Annotated in this window: 16 protein-coding genes and 3 tRNA genes; 13 read left to right on the plus strand and 6 right to left on the minus strand. The window is 62.8% G+C overall.

Annotation, left to right across the window (positions count from 1 at the left end):
- Positions 1–89 precede the first annotated feature (89 nt).
- The 5 genes from B0E55_RS28915 (at position 90) to lysA (ending at position 5,661) form a co-directional block, all read left to right on the plus strand.
- Positions 90–704: a PadR family transcriptional regulator gene (locus B0E55_RS28915; RefSeq protein WP_019749131.1), complete on the plus strand. Its 615-nt coding sequence runs from the start codon at positions 90–92 to the stop codon at positions 702–704.
- Positions 701–2,731: an NADPH-dependent 2,4-dienoyl-CoA reductase gene (locus tag B0E55_RS28920; protein WP_021333446.1), complete on the plus strand. Its 2,031-nt coding sequence runs from the start codon at positions 701–703 to the stop codon at positions 2,729–2,731. The genes B0E55_RS28915 and B0E55_RS28920 overlap by 4 nt, the downstream gene beginning before the upstream one ends.
- A 19-nt stretch (positions 2,732–2,750) precedes the next feature.
- Positions 2,751–3,554 (plus strand): mycolate reductase, encoded by an 804-nt coding sequence (gene cmrA / locus B0E55_RS28925; RefSeq protein WP_019749133.1) that lies wholly within the window; start codon positions 2,751–2,753, stop codon positions 3,552–3,554.
- Positions 3,555–3,726: 172 nt separating this feature from the next.
- Positions 3,727–4,164 carry a hypothetical protein gene (locus B0E55_RS28930; protein WP_029255689.1) on the plus strand — a complete coding sequence of 146 codons (438 nt, stop codon included), beginning with the start codon at positions 3,727–3,729 and terminating at the stop codon, positions 4,162–4,164.
- 153 nt (positions 4,165–4,317) lie between these two features.
- On the plus strand, positions 4,318–5,661 hold the full coding sequence (lysA, locus tag B0E55_RS28935) for a diaminopimelate decarboxylase (RefSeq protein WP_021333447.1): 1,344 nt from the start codon (positions 4,318–4,320) through the stop codon (positions 5,659–5,661).
- Positions 5,662–5,680: 19 nt separating this feature from the next.
- Here the strand turns inward: lysA and B0E55_RS28940 are convergent, their stop codons facing one another.
- Complete coding sequence (locus B0E55_RS28940; RefSeq protein WP_080910966.1) at positions 5,681–7,420, minus strand: helicase HerA-like domain-containing protein; 1,740 nt, start codon at positions 7,418–7,420, stop codon at positions 5,681–5,683.
- A gap of 120 nt (positions 7,421–7,540) precedes the next feature.
- On the opposite strand from B0E55_RS28940, the gene orn reads away from it, so the two are divergent.
- Together orn and B0E55_RS28950 are read left to right on the plus strand one after the other, a co-directional pair.
- Positions 7,541–8,140 carry an oligoribonuclease gene (gene orn / locus B0E55_RS28945; protein WP_024487359.1) on the plus strand — a complete coding sequence of 200 codons (600 nt, stop codon included), beginning with the start codon at positions 7,541–7,543 and terminating at the stop codon, positions 8,138–8,140.
- A gap of 84 nt (positions 8,141–8,224) precedes the next feature.
- A tRNA-His gene (locus B0E55_RS28950) sits at positions 8,225–8,297 on the plus strand.
- A 231-nt stretch (positions 8,298–8,528) separates the two neighbouring features.
- Here B0E55_RS28950 and B0E55_RS28955 read toward each other — a convergent pair.
- On the minus strand, positions 8,529–8,939 hold the full coding sequence (locus B0E55_RS28955; RefSeq protein ID WP_019749137.1) for a MerR family transcriptional regulator: 411 nt from the start codon (positions 8,937–8,939) through the stop codon (positions 8,529–8,531).
- 55 nt (positions 8,940–8,994) lie between these two features.
- Between B0E55_RS28955 and B0E55_RS28960 the strand changes: the two genes are divergently transcribed.
- The gene (locus tag B0E55_RS28960) at positions 8,995–9,957 is read left to right on the plus strand and encodes an oxidoreductase (RefSeq protein ID WP_020908264.1); all 963 of its coding nucleotides are present in this window, start codon (positions 8,995–8,997) and stop codon (positions 9,955–9,957) included.
- 134 nt (positions 9,958–10,091) lie between these two features.
- On the opposite strand, the gene B0E55_RS28965 is transcribed toward B0E55_RS28960, so the two are convergent.
- Positions 10,092–11,300 (minus strand): L,D-transpeptidase, encoded by a 1,209-nt coding sequence (locus tag B0E55_RS28965; protein ID WP_080910967.1) that lies wholly within the window; start codon positions 11,298–11,300, stop codon positions 10,092–10,094.
- 329 nt (positions 11,301–11,629) lie between these two features.
- Between B0E55_RS28965 and B0E55_RS28970 the strand changes: the two genes are divergently transcribed.
- The 3 genes from B0E55_RS28970 (at position 11,630) to B0E55_RS28980 (ending at position 13,410) form a co-directional block, all read left to right on the plus strand.
- Positions 11,630–11,702, plus strand: a tRNA-Lys gene (locus B0E55_RS28970).
- 111 nt (positions 11,703–11,813) lie between these two features.
- Positions 11,814–13,244: an amidase gene (locus B0E55_RS28975; RefSeq protein WP_080910968.1), complete on the plus strand. Its 1,431-nt coding sequence runs from the start codon at positions 11,814–11,816 to the stop codon at positions 13,242–13,244.
- 93 nt (positions 13,245–13,337) lie between these two features.
- Positions 13,338–13,410, plus strand: a tRNA-Lys gene (locus B0E55_RS28980).
- 66 nt (positions 13,411–13,476) lie between these two features.
- On the opposite strand, the gene B0E55_RS28985 is transcribed toward B0E55_RS28980, so the two are convergent.
- Complete coding sequence (locus B0E55_RS28985) at positions 13,477–13,698, minus strand: DUF3618 domain-containing protein (protein ID WP_003945299.1); 222 nt, start codon at positions 13,696–13,698, stop codon at positions 13,477–13,479.
- A 145-nt stretch (positions 13,699–13,843) separates the two neighbouring features.
- Between B0E55_RS28985 and bcp the strand changes: the two genes are divergently transcribed.
- A complete protein-coding gene (bcp, locus tag B0E55_RS28990) occupies positions 13,844–14,317 on the plus strand; it encodes a thioredoxin-dependent thiol peroxidase (RefSeq protein ID WP_019749140.1) in 474 nt (157 codons plus the stop codon).
- Here the strand turns inward: bcp and B0E55_RS28995 are convergent.
- Positions 14,314–15,663: a dipeptidase gene (locus B0E55_RS28995; RefSeq protein ID WP_080910970.1), complete on the minus strand. Its 1,350-nt coding sequence runs from the start codon at positions 15,661–15,663 to the stop codon at positions 14,314–14,316. The two genes, bcp and B0E55_RS28995, sit on opposite strands and share 4 nt — an antisense overlap.
- 290 nt (positions 15,664–15,953) lie before the next feature.
- Between B0E55_RS28995 and B0E55_RS29000 the strand changes: the two genes are divergently transcribed.
- Entirely contained in the window at positions 15,954–16,655 is a 702-nt protein-coding gene (locus tag B0E55_RS29000) for a TetR family transcriptional regulator (protein WP_019749142.1), read from the plus strand.
- A gap of 58 nt (positions 16,656–16,713) precedes the next feature.
- Here the strand turns inward: B0E55_RS29000 and acpS are convergent, their stop codons facing one another.
- Positions 16,714–17,112 (minus strand): holo-ACP synthase AcpS, encoded by a 399-nt coding sequence (acpS, locus tag B0E55_RS29005; RefSeq protein ID WP_020970027.1) that lies wholly within the window; start codon positions 17,110–17,112, stop codon positions 16,714–16,716.

The following is a 17,112-nucleotide window of genomic DNA, read 5'->3' on the forward strand; positions in this document are numbered from 1 at the left end:
TCTCCGAAGTCGACATACAAAACCTTCTATGCACCCAAGTTAGTACGCACTTAGTTGCATACGCACCTGAGTGCATAGATACTTTTTCCATGGCACTCGAACATGCGTTGCTCGTCTCCCTGTCCGAACAGGATGCGTCGGGATACGACCTCACACGCCGGTTCGACAAGTCGATCGGCTTCTTCCACAGCGCGACGCACCAGCAGATCTACCGAGTCCTCAAGCGAATGGACGAGGCAGGCTGGGTGGAGGTGGAGGCCATCGCGCAGGACGGCCGCCCGGACAAGAAGATGTACCGCGTCAGCGATGCCGGCCGCGCCGAACTGACCCGATGGATCGCCGAGCCGTCCGAACCGAACCACCTGCGCAACGAGTTGGCCATCAAGATCAGGGCCGCAGCGCACGCCGATCTCCCCGCTCTACGACGCGAAGTCGCTCGCCACCGCGACGGCCACGCCGCCCGCCTCGACGTCTACCGACTCATCGAAAAGCGTGACTTCCCTAATCCAGCAGCACTTTCCGGCTCTTCACTGCACCAGTACCTGGTACTTCGCGGCGGTATCCGCGTCGAAGAAGGATTCACCGACTGGTGCCAGGAAGTTCTGGACGCATTGCCCACTGGCGAGTACGCCATCGAAGACACTGGCGAGTACGCCATCGAAGACACCGGCGAGTACGCCACGGAAGGACATCTTCAGTCATGACGGATACACAGTTCCCCCGCCTGCTCGAACCGCTCGACCTCGGATTCACGACGCTGAAGAACCGCGTCGTCATGGGATCGATCCACACCGGCCTCGAAGATCGCGCGAAGGACACCGACCGCTTGGCCGAGTACTTCGCCGAACGTGCCCGTGGCGGAGTCGGCTTGATCATCACCGGCGGCTACGCGCCCAACCGCACCGGTTGGCTCTTGCCCTTCGGTGCCAAGCTGACCAACCGCATCGAAGCGCGCCGTCACCGCCGGATCACCAAGGCGGTTCACGACGCGGGCGGAAAGATCGCCATGCAGATCCTGCACGCCGGCCGCTACAGCTACCAGCCTTTCAGTGTCTCCGCGTCGTCGATCAAGGCGCCCATCAACCCGTTCCGTCCGCGCAAGCTGACCGGCCGTGGGGTGCGTTGGCAGATCCGCAACTACGTTCGCTGCGCGCGCCTGGCCAAGTCCGCGGGTTACGACGGCGTCGAAATCATGGGCGGTGAGGGCTACTTCATCAACCAGTTCCTCTGCGAGCGCACGAACAAGCGCACCGACCAGTGGGGCGGCAGTTCCGAGAACCGTCGACGCATGGCAGTCGAAATCGTGCGACGCACACGCAAGGCTGTCGGCCCGAACTTCATCATCGTGTTCCGGCTGTCGATGGCAGATCTGGTCGAGGGCGGTCAGACCTGGGATGAAATCGTCTCACTGGCAAAGGAAGTCGAAGCCGCCGGCGCCACGATCATCAACACCGACATCGGGTGGCACGAGTCACGGGTGCCCACCATCGTCACCTCGGTTCCCCGAGCAGCCTTTGTCGACATCACCGGCAAACTCGAGAAGCACGTCGACATTCCGGTAGCCGCCTCGAATCGGATCAACATGCCCGAGACTGCCGAAGAGATCCTCAACCGCGGTGACGCACAATTGATTTCGATGGCCAGGCCGATGCTCGCCGATCCCGACTGGGTGAACAAAGCAGAACGTGGAGCGTCCGACGAGATCAACACGTGCATTGCCTGCAACCAGGCCTGCCTCGACCACGCCTTCGTTCACAAGCAGGTCTCCTGCCTGCTCAACCCGCGCGCGGGCCGCGAAACCACACTGATCCTCTCCCCCACTCGGCGGACCAAGAACCTCGCCGTCGTCGGTGCCGGTCCTGCCGGACTTTCCGCAGCACTCAATCTTGCTCAGCGTGGTCATTCGGTCACGTTGTTCGAGGCTTCGGACAAGATCGGCGGACAGTTCGGGATCGCACAGCTCATTCCGGGTAAGGAAGAGTTCGCCGAAACCATTCGCTACTACACCCGCATGCTGGACGTGGCCGGAGTGACGGTCAAGCTCGAAACCCGCGTCGCACCGGCAGATCTCATCGGATCCTTCGACGAAGTGGTGGTTGCCACCGGCGTGACACCGCGCGTTCCCAAGATCCCCGGCATCGAGAACTCGAAGGTGCTGACCTACGCCGAGGTCGTCCGAGAGGGCAAGCCCGTCGGCAAGTCCGTCGCCGTCATCGGCGCCGGCGGCATCGGCGTCGACGTGAGCGAATTCCTCACGCACCCGACTTCCCCCACTCTTCATCTCAAGGAGTGGAAGCAGGAATGGGGCGTCACCGAACCCGAAATGGCCCCGGGCGCTCTAACCACTCCGGTACCGGAGCTCTCCGAGCGGGAGGTCTACCTCCTCCAACGCAAGCCAGGACGCATCGGCGCCGGCCTCGCGAAGACCACCGGCTGGGTCCATCGGGCGGCCCTCAAGAACAAGGGCGTCCACGAGCTCTCGGGCGTCAACTACGAGCGCATCGACGACGCCGGCCTGCACATCACCTTCGGTGAGAAGCACGAGAAGCCCCGACTTCTCGAGGTCGACACCATCGTCATCTGCGCCGGGCAGGAGTCGGTTCGCGATCTCGTGGACGAACTGACCGTCGCGGGCGTGGTGACCCACATCATCGGCGGCGCCGACGTGGCAGGAGAACTCGACGCCAAGCGTGCCATCGAACAGGGCACACGACTGGCCGCGAAGATCTGACCGGCTACGCTGACTGATCGTGAGCCTGCCGACACCCACAACCACAGCCCGCGCCGTAGTGACCGGCGCCTCCTCCGGCATCGGAGAGGCACTGGCCGCTGATCTGGCATCACGCGGACATTCCCTGATCCTCGTTGCCCGTCGTGGCGAGGTCATGGAGGTCCTCGCCGAGAAGCTTCGCGCCGCGCACGGCGTCGAGGTGGAGGTCCGTGCATCGGACCTCTCCGACAGCGCGGCGCGTGCCGTTCTGGTCGAGGAACTCGGTGGCCGCGACATCAGCATCCTGTGCAACAACGCCGGTATCGCCACCTTCGGGCCGATCGCCGAGCTGGACCCGGCATACGAGCGCGACCAGGTCGAGCTCAACGCCGTTGCAGTGCACGATCTCACGCTGGCCGTGCTGCCCGGCATGCTCGCACGCAAGTCCGGAGCCATCCTGATGGTCGGGTCCGCGGCCGGAAACATGCCGATCCCCAACAACGCGACGTACGCCGCCACGAAGGCGTTCGTGAACACCTTCGCGGAATCGTTGCGAGGTGAACTCAAGGGCACCGGAGTGAACGTCACCCTGCTCGCCCCAGGCCCAGTACGCACCGAAACCCCGGACCCGGCCGAAGCGTCGATCGTCGACAAGCTCGTCCCGGACTTCTTCTGGATCTCGAGCGAGTACACCGCCAAGGTCTCGCTCGACGGCCTGGCCGAGAACAAGATGCGCGTCGTACCGGGCATCTTGAGCAAGGCGATGTCCGTCGCGGGCGGCTACAGCCCGCGTGCCGTCGTTGCGCCCATCGTGGGCACGTTCTACAAGAAGCTCGGCGGCTGATTCACGCAAACTTCTCAGAGCAGGCCATAGCAGACCATATAGTCGGTTAATGGCGATGCGAAGAACACTGGCAGTCGGGGCAATCCTTCTTTTGACCGGAGGGTTGCCCTTACTGCTGCCCACGGCAGCGAATGCATGTTCGTGCGCATCATCGGCTACCCCGGAAGAAGCCGTGAGCGTCTCCAGCACCGTTTTCCTCGGGACTCCGACGGAGAAAACTTCGGACGGGTTCGAGGACACCTACCTGTTCGACGTCAGCCGGGTCTACAAAGGCGATCTGGCATCGGTGACGTCGGTGGGGACACTCGCGAACGGGAACGGTTGTGGCACAAGCTACGTGCTCGGCACCGAGCAGCTGATGTTCGTTTCTGCGCCGTACGACGTCGACGCCGAGCACGAGGGGCACAGCTGCGGGCCGGCTACCGAAACCGGGTTCGACATCCAAGCGGCGGTCGAGTCCGTGTACGGCGCCGGTTACGCCCCGAGCGCCGGCGGAACTCCGTCCGTTGGTGTGTCCGCCGACAGATCGGCGGTCATCGGCGGAGGCGCCGCGGTGGCATTGCTCGCGGTGCTCGGTTGGTTCGGATGGAAGCGCCGGCGAGCACAGTGATTCGACAGGCACAGTGATTCGAGCCCCGTCAGGGCCGCGTCAACCTCGTTCGGCGGCGCGTCAAGTAAGCGTCAAGAACCGCCCCACCGGTGATCTTCGGGAGTAGATCTGAAGGTAGCCCGCAACACGGCGGGTCACCTTCAGGAGATCGACGTGACGCTACTCGAAATCTTCCCCTCCCTACGCGGCGCAATGACACCGCGTATGGATCCTGCGTTGTGGCCCATCAGTACTCGCCACGACCACAGCGGGCGTGTCTGCATCGGCGACGTCTCCCTCGAAGAGATCGCGGACCAGTACGGCACACCGACGTACGTCGTCGACGAGGCGGACGTGCGGCACCGCTGCCGCACGTATCGAGAGATCTTCCCCGACTCGGAGATCGTGTACGCCGGCAAGGCACTGATGATTCGAGCGATGGCTACCTGGGTCTCCGACGAGGGACTCGGGGTGGATGTCTGTTCCGCCGGTGAACTCGCCGTCGCGCTCGCCGCGGGCGTGGACCCCCACCGAATCATCCTGCACGGCAATGCCAAATCGGTTTCCGAACTGAGGGCGGCGGTCAACGCGGGTGTGGGCCGGATCGTCCTCGACTCCCCCAGCGAAGCGGTACGGCTCGCGTCGGTGTGTACCCACCGACAGAAGGTGTTGATCAGAGTCACACCCGGCATCGACATACACGGACACAAGGCAGTGTCCACAGGCATCTTGGACCAAAAGTTCGGCCTACCAGCGTTTTCCGAAGAACTGGAACGTACGGTATCCGTCGTCGCCAACGCGGCGCACCTGCAACTCATCGGCCTGCATTGCCATCTCGGCTCCCAGATCACCGATCCCGAACTCTTCCGCCCCGCGATCGAGACGATGATCGCACAGATGGACGACATACGACGCACGCATCGAATCATCCTCACCGAACTCGATCTCGGCGGTGGCCATGGGATCGCATACATGCCGGGAGACGCCCAACTGGATCTGACCCGCCTCGCTCACGTCATCGACGAAACTCTCGACGACGCGTGCACCCGAAACCGCTTCCCTCGCCCCGAAATCGTGCTCGAGCCTGGCCGAGCGATCGCCGCGCGCGCCGGAGTCACGCTATATCGCGTACAGAACATCAAGTCGATCAGCGGCGGTCGAACCTTCGTTTCCGTCGACGGTGGGATGAGCGACAACCCTCGGGTGTCGTTGTACGACAGCCACTACGACGTCGAACTGGTGAACCGGCATTCGAGCGCACCGCTCCAGGAAGTCACCGTCGCCGGGCGGCACTGCGAATCGGGCGACGAAATCGCCGTCGGAGCAAGGCTTCCCGCCGACCTACATGAAGGTGACGTGTTGGCAGTGCCGTGTACGGGCGCATACCACCACAGCATGGCCTCCACCTACAACAGCGTCGGCCGGCCGCCGGTCGTCGCTGTGCTGGGCGGGATTGCGCGGCCGTTGATCAGGCGTGAATCGATCAACGACCTATTGGCCCGCGAGGTCGGCATCTGACCTCGCGGGCGCCTAAGCCTCAGCGCTTGCGACGGCTACCGGTACCGAAGATGTTTCGCGAAATCTCCCGCCCTGCAGCCGAAGCCGCAGAACGCAGGAAGCTCTTCACGGCCGAGTTACCCAAGATCTGCTCGGCGATGTTGGGGCCCTCAGGTTCGGCCGGCGGCGGTGGCGGCAGATCGGGCAGCGACGGAAGATCCACGGACTGATCCGCCGTCGGAGCACCGGCCACCTTCGCCGTCAGCTTCTCGTACGCCGACTCGCGGTCGATGGTCTGGCCGTACTTCTGATTCAGCGGACTCGACGACGCTGCCGCCTTGATCGCGTCGTTGCCGATGGTGTCCATCAGCGACCTCGGAGGACGAATCTTGGTCCAGGCCACCGGCGTCGGCGCACCCTTTTCCGAAAGCACGGTCACGATGGCTTCACCGATGCCGAGTGAAGTCAGTGCCTTTTCCAGGTCGTAGTGCTCGGTCTTCGGGTAGGTACGAACGGTCTTGTTGAGCGCCTTCTGATCGTCGGGCGTGAATGCGCGTAGGGCGTGCTGGACGCGCGCGCCCAACTGTGACAGCACCGAATTGGGAATGTCGGTCGGAAGTTGCGTGCAGAAGAACACGCCGACGCCCTTGGAGCGAATCAGCTTGACCGTCTGTTCGACCTGCTGCAGGAAGGCCTTCGACGCGTCCGCGAACAGAAGGTGCGCCTCGTCGAAGATGAACACCAGCTTCGGCTTGTCCAGATCTCCCTCTTCGGGCAGCGTCTGGAACAGGTCCGCGAGCACCCACATCAGGAAGGTGGAGAACATTGCCGGACGCGCGGCCTGGGCACCGAGTTCGAACAACGTGATCACACCGGCACCGCCGACGACACGCAGCAGGTCCTCGGTTTCGAGTTCCGGTTCGCCGAAGAAGGTGTCACCGCCGTCGGCTTCGAGGTTGACCAACGCGCGCAGAATCACCCCCGCCGTCGCGGAGGAAACTCCGCCGATACCCTTCAGATCCGCTTTGCCCTCAGCGCTCGTCAGGTGGGCGATGACCGAACGCAGATCCTTGAGGTCCAGCAGGGCCAGGCCCTGAGTGTCGGCCCAGTGGAAGATCAGTCCGAGAGTCGATTCCTGGGTCTCGTTGAGGCCCAACACTTTGCTGAGCAGGATCGGCCCGAAACTGGTGATGGTCGCGCGCACCGGGATACCGATTCCGTCCGTTCCCAACGACAAGAACTCGACTGGCATCCCAGCGGGAGTCCACGAATCGTCGCCCGTCTCGACTGCGCGAGCCTTCATCTTCTCGCTCGGATCCCCCGCCTTCGACAGACCCGAGAGATCGCCCTTGACGTCGGCCATCACTACCGGCACACCCGCGGCGGACAGCTGCTCGGCGATGCCCTGCAACGTCTTGGTCTTGCCGGTACCCGTCGCACCGGCAATCAGACCGTGACGGTTGATCGTCGCCAATGGAATCCGCACCCGCGCGGTGGGATCTGCCACTCCGTCGATCACCACCGAGCCGAGCTCGAGTGCCCGCCCCTCGGATGAATAGCCGGCCGCGATTTCAGCGGCAGCACCCGACGGCGCCTGAGCTGCGGGGGTGGCTCCGGCCGATGCTTCGGCCTCAGCGGCAGCCGCTTCCTTCTCGGCTTCCTCAGCTGCTGCCGCGGCTTCAGCTGCAATCCGAGCGGCTTCGGCAGCGGCAGCCTTGGCAGCTTTCGCCTTCTCCGCCGGCGTCAGCGGCGCGGCTCCTTCCTTCGGATCCACGGTCATCGAAAAGCCCTCCTCGTTGCAATGCGGCGCAGTTCTTGTCATCACCCGAACGCCGTCTTACACACGTCGAGTTTCCACCGCAGACCTTATCCCGCGCCCGCGCGCACTACTGTGTTCCTGGTGCAGGACAAATTGGTATGGATCGATTGTGAAATGACCGGGCTGCGACTCGAGTCGGACAAACTCATCGAGATTGCGGCTCTGGTGACCGACAGCGACTTGAACATCTTGGGCGAAGGTGTGGACATCGTCATCCACGCCGACGACGACGCATTGGCTGCAATGCCCGACGTCGTGAAGAAGATGCATGCGAAGTCGGGACTGACCGAAGAGGTTCGTAAGTCGACGGTCACCCTCGCCGAGGCGGAGAAAGAGGTGCTCGCGTACATCCGCAAGCACGTTCCCGTCGCCGGTACGGCTCCCCTGGCAGGTAATTCCATCGCCACCGACCGCGGATTCATCTCGCGTGACATGACGGCGCTGGACACATACCTGCACTACCGGATGATCGATGTCAGCTCCATCAAGGAACTCTCCCGCCGCTGGTACCCGCGAATCTACTTCGGCCAGCCCGAAAAAGGTCTCGCCCACCGGGCACTCGCCGACATCAAGGAATCCATCCGCGAACTCAAGTACTACCGCGGCACTGCATTCGTCGCGGCGCCCGGACCGTCGAGCGCGGAGATCGCAGCCGTCGTAGAGGGCTTGGGTCCCGCCTGACCTGCCGATTGGCTTCCTGACCGACTTTCGCGCTAGTATCTCTTTCGTCAAAGCAGCCGGGTCAAACCGGTGGCCGAGGCAATGGTGGGCGTAGTTCAGTTGGTAGAGCACCAGGTTGTGATCCTGGCTGTCGCGGGTTCGAGTCCCGTCGCTCACCCAAGCGGAACCCCCGAAGATGTCGAAAGACATTTTCGGGGGTTCTTTTGGTTTGTGCGCCGGCCCCAATCCCCCCTTCCACAGCCGGGTGGCGACCGCGACAAATCGCGCGCTCCCGAGCAACCTGTGCCCGGGCCGAGCGAACGTACCTCTCGTCGCCTCAGATAGACCGAAAGCCACTTTCGCTCACATCGGGGTAGCTGGAAATCGCCGCAAATGGCCCAGCCGTCGATCACTCGGGCGACGGTTGCGGCTCCCAGACACCTGCGACGGTCCCCTCGCGAACGTGTCGCTCGTATGCCGAAACCTTGTCGTGGATGACGGTCAGGTTGTCCTGCAGCGCAGAGATCCTGGATCGAATCAACACCTCATGCTTTTGTAGAAGTGAAAGCCGTTCCTTCTCGTTTCCCGGCCCTGACCTGACGAGTGCGGCGAATTCGCGGATCGTTGCGATCGGCATACCCGAGTCTCGGAATCGATTGCACAGCTTCAACCAAGCGACATCGTTTTCGGCGTAGACCCGACGCCCACCTGCCGAGCGCGCAACCTCGTGAACGAGCAATTCCTCACGTTCGAAGTATCGAAGGGAATCGATGCTGATTCCGGTCTCGACAGCTACGTCACCGATTGATAGTTCACGCATTACCCGTCTACCTTTCCTTGACCTGGAGTGCACTCCAGATTTTACGGTCGCGGCCATGAATTCCATTCAGCGCAAAATCAACACCGAATTCTCCCGAATCTCCACTGCCGACGACGTACTTGCCGGACAAGATTTAACCGGCACAACTGCATTGGTCACTGGCGGGTACTCCGGACTCGGATACGAGATTTCGCGGTCACTTTCTTCGGTCGGCGCGCGAGTTGTAGTTCTTGCCCGCCGACCAGAACAGGCACGGAGCGAGGTGGCCGACCTTCCGGGTATCGAAGTGCGAGCGTGCGACCTTTCGGACCCGAGCAGTGTCAGATCGTGTGCGCGAGAAATTCTCGAATCCCGGATCACTCCGGACATCATCATCTGCAATGCGGGGGTCATGGCCTGCCCGGAACTCCGTGTCGGCTCCGGATGGGAATCACAATTCGCGATCAATCACCTCGGGCACTTTGTACTGGTGAACCTGCTTGTGCCAGCCATGCCCGCAAACGGTTCTCGCGTAGTCGCTGTCTCGTCGGCGGGACATTTTCTGTCGGGAGTGCGTTGGGATGACATACATTTCCGCAACGGTTACGACCGCTGGCTTGCGTACGGTCAAGCCAAGACTGCAAATGCTCTATTCGCTGTCCAGCTGGCGAGCGCCGGTGCTTCACGCGGTATCACTGCGTTCTCCGTCCATCCCGGGAGCATCCTCACTCCCCTTCAACGTCACTTCTCTGCATCGGAGAAACACGATCTCGGATGGACGACGTCGAATGGCGACGCCGTGCCGGGATTCAAGACTCCCTCCCAGGGCGCCGCTACAACGGTGTGGGCAGCGACGGCACCGATACTCGCCGATCACTCCGGCGCGTACCTCCAGGACTGCAACATCGCGGACGTCGCGCAGACGGATGACATGAGCGTCGGCGGAGTGAAACCTTGGGCTACCGATCGCGACGACGCACGCAGATTGTGGGCACTGTCCGCTGAAATGACCGGAGTGGACGCCTTCGGTCGACGCTGACGCCGAGCGAACGTACCTCCCGTCGCCTCAGATAGACCGAGAGGCACTTTCGCTCACAAAAGGAATACAGATGCAGAAATGCCCCCAACCGGACGGTCGGGGGCATTCTGACGTTCAGTGCTTCAGGGACGCACTCAGACGTCCGCGTTGCCGGTCTTCCAGACGCTCCAGGGGATGTTCCAGTCACCGAGGCCGTCGGTGCCGGAGAGCGTTCCGCCGACGGTGTTCTTGACGACGACGATGTCCCCACGCTTGGTGTTGTCGTAGACCCACTTGGCGTTGGACGGGCTCAGGTTGAGGCAGCCGTGACTGGTGTTGGAGTACCCCTGCTGCCCGACCGACCACGGCGCCGAGTGGAAGAAGATGCCGCTGTAGGACATTCGGGTCGCCCAGTCGACGGGGGTCTTGTAACCCTGCGCCGAGGTGACCGGGACGCCGTACGTGGACGAGTCCATGATCATGTTCGCGAAGCGGTCGCCGATGATGTAGACGCCGTTGTCGGTGGGAGTGCTGTCCTTGCCCATGGAGGTGGGCATGGTCATGACGGTCTCACCGTTGACCTGGAAAGTGACCTGCTTGGTGTTGTCGTCCGCCGTGGCGATGACGGCATCACCGATGGTGAAGGAACTCTTCGCGTCTTCCTGCCCGAAGACTCCCTTGCCGAGATTGCGCCCGTACACGTCGACGCTCACGTCGACCTTGGTGCCGGGTGCCCAGTAGTTCTCCGGACGCCAACGGACCTCACGATTGTTGACCCAGTAGAACGCACCTTCGACGGTCGGAGTCGTGGTGACGGTGATCGCGGCTTCGGCAGCCTTGCGATCGGGGATGTTCTCGTCGAACTGCACCGCGATGGGCTGACCGATGCCGACCACGTCGCCCTCGTTCGGCAAGACATACGGCTTGGTGACGTTGCCGGGCGCGCTGGTGGTGAAGGACGTGACCGTCGTACTGGCGCCGCCCAATCCGAATGCGCGGGCCTCGATTTTGTACTTGCGGTTGTAGCCGAGCGGTTCGGTGGTCGTCCACGACGCACCGTCGGCAGCAATCGCGCCGGCAACTGCCTTGCCGTCCTGATTGACCATCGTCACGTCGGACAGGGCGCCGTCAGCGACGTTGATCTTGACCGGGTCGCCCGGCGAGAAGCCGACAGCGCCGTCGGCGGCGGTCGAGGTGAGCTTCGGCTTGATGAGTTCGGTGAGCGGATTGGAATCGATCGGCGCCGATCCCTCGGTGCTGACGTCCTTGCCACCCGACGTGCACGCGGTGACCAGAACGAGCGCACCGAGAGACACCGCGATCATCGCCGCACTCTTCGACACTCGACCGTTCCCCCCGCGCACGGACAGACCCCACCTTTGACGACTCATCGTTCGACTCCGCTTCACAATTTCTCCGACTAACTTCCGCATCACATGCGAATCCCACTTACCGGAAGGCAAGTGGGACTTGCGGTATGACTGCGCTGCACCAATGATGCCAGGCGCGCTCGTTACCAACGGTCATGAAGGGCCACGCCGTCAGTAACGTTCAAGTATCAATCGCTCCGAACCGTCCGTTTTGTTACCGCTTTCAGCGGATTTCCTCCGATTGGACTACGGCAGCGAGGCCGCCACCTGGCGATTTGCTCCCGAACCGGCGATTCGGCTAATGTTCTGTCTCGCAAGAGCGAGCGCCTATAGCTCAGTTGGTAGAGCAAGTGACTCTTAATCACTGGGTCCGGGGTTCGAGTCCCTGTGGGCGCACTTGCAAAGGTCCCCACCTTCTTCGGAAGGTGGGGATTTTTCTTTGTGGCTTGGTGGACAGGTCGTGGTGAATAGACTTCACAGTTACCGGAACCACGGCCTGGAGGTCTGATGACTGAGCGCGAATTCACGCCCGGCGGCGAACTGGCATTTGCCGGGGTGGCAGGTCAGGCAGCTCTGATCCGGTCCGGAGCTTTGTCCGCCCGCGAACTCACCGAGACCACACTTCGCCGTATCGAGCGCCTCGATTCGACGCTCAACGCATTTGTACGAGTTCTCGCGGACGAAGCACTCGACGAGGCGACACGGCTCGATCAACGTCAGGCCGACGGCAAAACCCTGGGCCCACTGCACGGAGTCCCGATTGCAATCAAGGACGAGAACGACGTCGCCGGAACGCCGACGACGTACGGCGGTGCGGCAGCAACGCGCATCGCATCGGCCGATTCAGAGGTTGTCCGTCGGTTGCGCGAAGCGGGTGCGGTGATCGTCGGCAAGACGACGATGCCCGAGTTCGGCATCTGGCCCTTCACCGAGACTGCCGCAAACGGATACACGAGAAACCCTTGGGACACCGGCATATCCACCGGCGGATCGAGCGGAGGATCTGCGTCGGCCGTCGCGTCGGGAATGGTCGCGGCGGCAATAGGCGGCGACGGCGGCGGTTCCATACGATTGCCTTCGGCGTTCTGCGGGTTGTTCGGACTCAAGCCGCAACGCGGTCGGGTGAGCACCGCGCCGAACCGAAACCTCTGGCGCGGACTCGGCACAATCGGGCCTCTCACTCGTTCGGTCGAGGACAGCGCGCTCGTATACGACGCAATCACCGGCACCACCGAGACCGATGACTACACAGCCGAAACGCTCCGAACCAGCTTTGCCGACGCGGCCGTGTCGGCACCCGGGCCGCTTCGCATCGCGGTGTCCACCCGGAGTCCGGTCCGGGGCGTCCGTCCGTCAGCGGAGATCGTTGCCGCGGTGCTCTCGATCGCAGAGATGTTGAGCGCGTTGGGACATCACGTCGAAGAACACGATCCCGAGTACCCGGATGCCACTGCCGCTTTTCTCCCGCAGGTGCTCGGCGGTGTCCGCGACGAAGCGCTTCGTGTCGATCATCCAGCGCTTCTCGAGAAGCGCACGCGAGCGCTCGCCTCGATCGGCCGGATAGCTGCACCCGCGCGCGTCGGTAAATTCGCCTACCGCAAAGGTGAGCGAATTGCAGCGACGGTCAACCAGGTCTTCGACACCTTCGACCTGGTCCTGATGCCGACGACGCCCGCGCTGCCACGCCCGATCGGACAACTCGAAGGAACCGGCCTTCTGTCCGCAGTCCGCAAGGCGTTGCCGATCGCCGCCTACTGTTCTATCTGGAATGTCTGCGGCAACCCGGCGGCCGCGGTACCCGCCGGCTTCTCCGAACACGGTCTCCCCCTGAGCGTCCAACTGGTTGCGCGCAGCGGTGGCGAATCGGCGATTCTCGCCGTCGCACAGCAGTTGGAAAGCACCGTCCGCTGGCCGGATTCACGCCCGCCACACTCGTGAATTCCGGAAGCGATGTAACCATCGTCACCACGATGAACACGCGTTTTGCAAACTCCTGAGCCTGTCGGCTAATGTTCTGTCTCGCAAGAGCGAGCGCCTATAGCTCAGTTGGTAGAGCAAGTGACTCTTAATCACTGGGTCCGGGGTTCGAGTCCCTGTGGGCGCACTTGCAAGAAGGCCCCCACCTCACCAGGTGGGGGCCTTCTTCATGTTCTGCCTTCGAAAACTCGGGTCAGCGAATGATCTTCCGGACCACGAGTAGTCCCACCACTGAACCAACTGCGATAAGCGCGTACTTCACTGCCGGCTCGTTGAGCTTGGCGAGCACCGTCTTCTTGGTGTTCTCGACCAGCCGCTTCGGGTTGGTGCGGACCGTCAGTTCGTCGAGTGTGCTCGCGAGCTGGTTACGCGCCTTCTCGATCTCGCGTTCGATGCTCTCGGTGTCCCTGGGCACGTGTCCTCCAACTTGTCTGTGTTCTGCTGCTCTGTGTGCGGGTCTGCTGTGCGGACGCAGCGCGCCGACACTTCGCTCTACCGTAGAGGAGCAGAATGCCCTCGCGCCCACCTGCCGCGCAATTTCTCGACTAACCTCGATTCCCGTGACCGAGAACAGTAGATTGTCCGCCGGCGACGTCGCGCCGGATTTCACGCTCCCCGACGCCGACGGCAACGAGGTTTCGCTTCACGATTACCGCGGCCGCAAGGTCATCGTGTACTTCTACCCCGCGGCCAGCACCCCGGGGTGCACCAAGCAGGCCTGCGACTTCCGCGACAGCCTCGCCGAATTGAACGGCGCCGGGCTGGAGGTCGTCGGAATCTCGCCGGACAAGCCAGCCAAACTCGCGAAGTTCCGCGATACCGAAGAGCTGACCTTCCCGCTGCTCTCCGACCCCGAGAAGGCGACGCTCGAAGCCTGGGGCGCATTCGGAGAGAAGAAGATGTACGGCAAGACGGTCCAGGGCGTCATCCGCTCGACGTTCCTCGTTGACGAGGAAGGCAAGATCGAGGTGGCCCAGTACAACGTCCGGGCCACCGGCCACGTCGCCAAGCTACGACGCGATCTATCCGTCTAACTCCCGTACCTGCTCAAGAACAGCGCCTCCGCGAAAGCGAGATTCTCGATCTCCGACGGGTCGACGCTTTCGTCAGGTGCATGAATGCGGCACTGCGGTTCCTCGACGCCGATCAACGCGATCTCCGCGTCGGGGAACTGCTCGGCCAACGCACTGCACAGCGGAATCGATCCCCCTTGGCCGGCAAACCCCACTTCGCGGCCGTAGGCATCGGTCAGCGCAGACTTCAGCTGCGCGAAACCCGCTCCTTCGGTCGACGACGAGAACGGTGATCCCGTCGATTCCGGTACGACCTCGATGTGGACGCCCCACGGCGCCGCTGCACGGAGGTGGTCCGTCAACAACTTCTGTGCCCGCGCCGGATCCGCGCCAGGCGGGACACGAAGATTCAGGCGTGCGGATGCACGGGGCGTGATTGCCGCCGCAGAACCCACGACCGGCGGGCAGTCGATACCCAGGATGGTCAGCGCCGGACGAGCCCACACCTGCTCCGCGACCGAACCGGAACCAGTCAGCTGTACCCCTTCGAGTACCCCGGCGTCGGAGCGGAACTGATCGCCGTCGTAACTGACTCCCTCCCACTCCTGGTCGTTGGTCAAGCCTTCGACAGTGGTGTTTCCGGCGCCGTCGTGCAGCGTCGAGAGAATGTGCACCAGCGCGGTGATCGCATCGGGTGCCGGTCCACCGAAGACACCGGAGTGAATCTCACCCTCGAGCGTCGACACGTGGACCACCACGTTGGCGATCCCGCGCAGTGATGTCGTGATCGTCGGCTCCCCGACCTCGGTGTTGCCGGTATCGGCGATCAGGATCATGTCGGCCGCAAAAAGTTCGGGCCGCTCTCGCACCAGATCCTCGAGACCGCCAGTGCCCATCTCCTCTGATCCTTCGGCGACGATCGTCAGATGGGCGCTCGGATCCACACCGGCAGCGGCGAGCGCTCGCAGAGCCGTCAGATGCATGACGACGTTGCCCTTGCAGTCGGAAGCGCCGCGTCCGTACCACCGTCCACCCCGCTCGGTGAGCGTGAAAGGCGGCGAGCCCCAGAGCTCTTCGTTTCCGGGCGGCTGAACGTCGTAGTGGCAGTACAGCAGAACCGTCGGAGCACCGCCTGGACCTGGTCGACGACCGACGACGGCGGCCGAGCCGTCGGAGGTCTCGATCGCCTCGATATCGGCGAAACCTTGATCCCGGAATGCCTCCAGGACCCAATGTGCCGCGGCCGCGCACTCTTCCGACGGGTACTGCCGTGCATCTGCGACGGACTTCATCGCCACAAGTGCACTGAGATCTTCACGGGCACGCGGCATGAGTTCACGTACCGCGGTTCGCAGTTCTTCCGTCATCGTCTCCCTCTCGTCGGCATCGAACCTCGGTGTGCCCGAAGAATCTCAGTGTGCCCGAATCGGGCGTAGGGAGTGGGCAGGATCGCCGTTGCGCCACACCGCGCAGCAACCTCTTCAGCTACTGGACAGGTGGTCACCTAGTATCGAGGTGTGGCAACAGCATCGGGACTCGTGTGCGCGCACCTGCGCGGTGCGTTTCGACCGATCACGACCGCCGAAGTAGGTGGCCGATGACACCGGATAATGCACAAGTCCCAAATTCGACAGAAAACACCGATAGCCTGGAAGACGTGCAGCCCACGACTCGTAACCGCGCGCGGCGACGAGTCGACCCAGCACTGGAGAATCCTCAGAGCCTCGAAGAACCGCAGGAACTGCTGCCGCGCAAGCGTCCGACGCAAGAGCGCAGCCAGCGTAAATTCGACGCACTCCTGGCAGCGTCACGGGAACTCCTCACCGATGTCGGTTTCGAATCGTTCACCTGCGAAGAGGTCGCGGCACGTGCTGACGTCCCGATCGGGACGCTCTACCAATTCTTCGCGAACAAGTACGTCATCGTGTGCGAATTGAACCGCCAGGACCTCGTCGGGGTCCAGCACGAGCTTGCGCAGTTCGGCGGCGAAGTACCGTCACTCGACTGGTTGCGGTTCCTGAACAGTTTCGTCGATCACATGGCCGGACTGTGGACGTCGGATCCGTCGCGCCGCGAGGTCTGGCTGGCGATGCAGTCGACGCCGTCCACGCGGGCCACCGGAGTCATTCACGAAAAGCAGTTCGCCGAGACCGTAGCGAAAATGCTCGGTCCGTTGACGCCGCGTACGCGGCGAGATCGTCGCCTGATGATGGCGGAAGTTCTTGTCCACGTGGTGTATTCGATGCTCAATTTCTCGGTTCAGGACGGTCAGTCGCATGCCGACGCCGTCGCCGAACTGAAAAGGTTGATGATCGCGTATCTCCTCGTCGCCGAGAAGGAATCCCGCACGAAGGACTAGTCGAACGACAAAGAGCCGGTCTCCCCTTGGGAGACCGGCTCTTTCGTGTCCGGCAGTGCTACTCCGGGTCGGATTCGATGACCGCGAAAGCGCCCGCCATGTCCCCGTCGTGGGTGAGCGAGATATGAATTTTCACTCCGGTGAGGTGTTTGGCCACGTCACCGCGAAGCCGGATGCCCGGGCGACCCCAGGCGTCCGAGATGACCTCGATCTGATTGTGGATCATCTCCCCCAGCACCGGCGGGCTGGCGAAGAGAGCAGTTGACCATGCCTTGATCACTGCTTCCTTCGCTGCCCACCGGGCGGCGAAATGTCGTGCCGGTTCGGAGCTCCGGGTAGCGGCGTCTCGACGCTCGCCCGGTGTGAAGTTGTCGAGCATTGCCGTTCCCGGCCTGTTCAATTGCTCGGCGAACTCCGACACCGTCACGAGGTCGAAGCCGATACCCAGAACTCCCAT

The sequence above is a fragment of the Rhodococcus sp. 66b genome, from assembly GCF_002076325.1.
Classification (GTDB): domain Bacteria; phylum Actinomycetota; class Actinomycetes; order Mycobacteriales; family Mycobacteriaceae; genus Rhodococcus_F; species Rhodococcus_F erythropolis.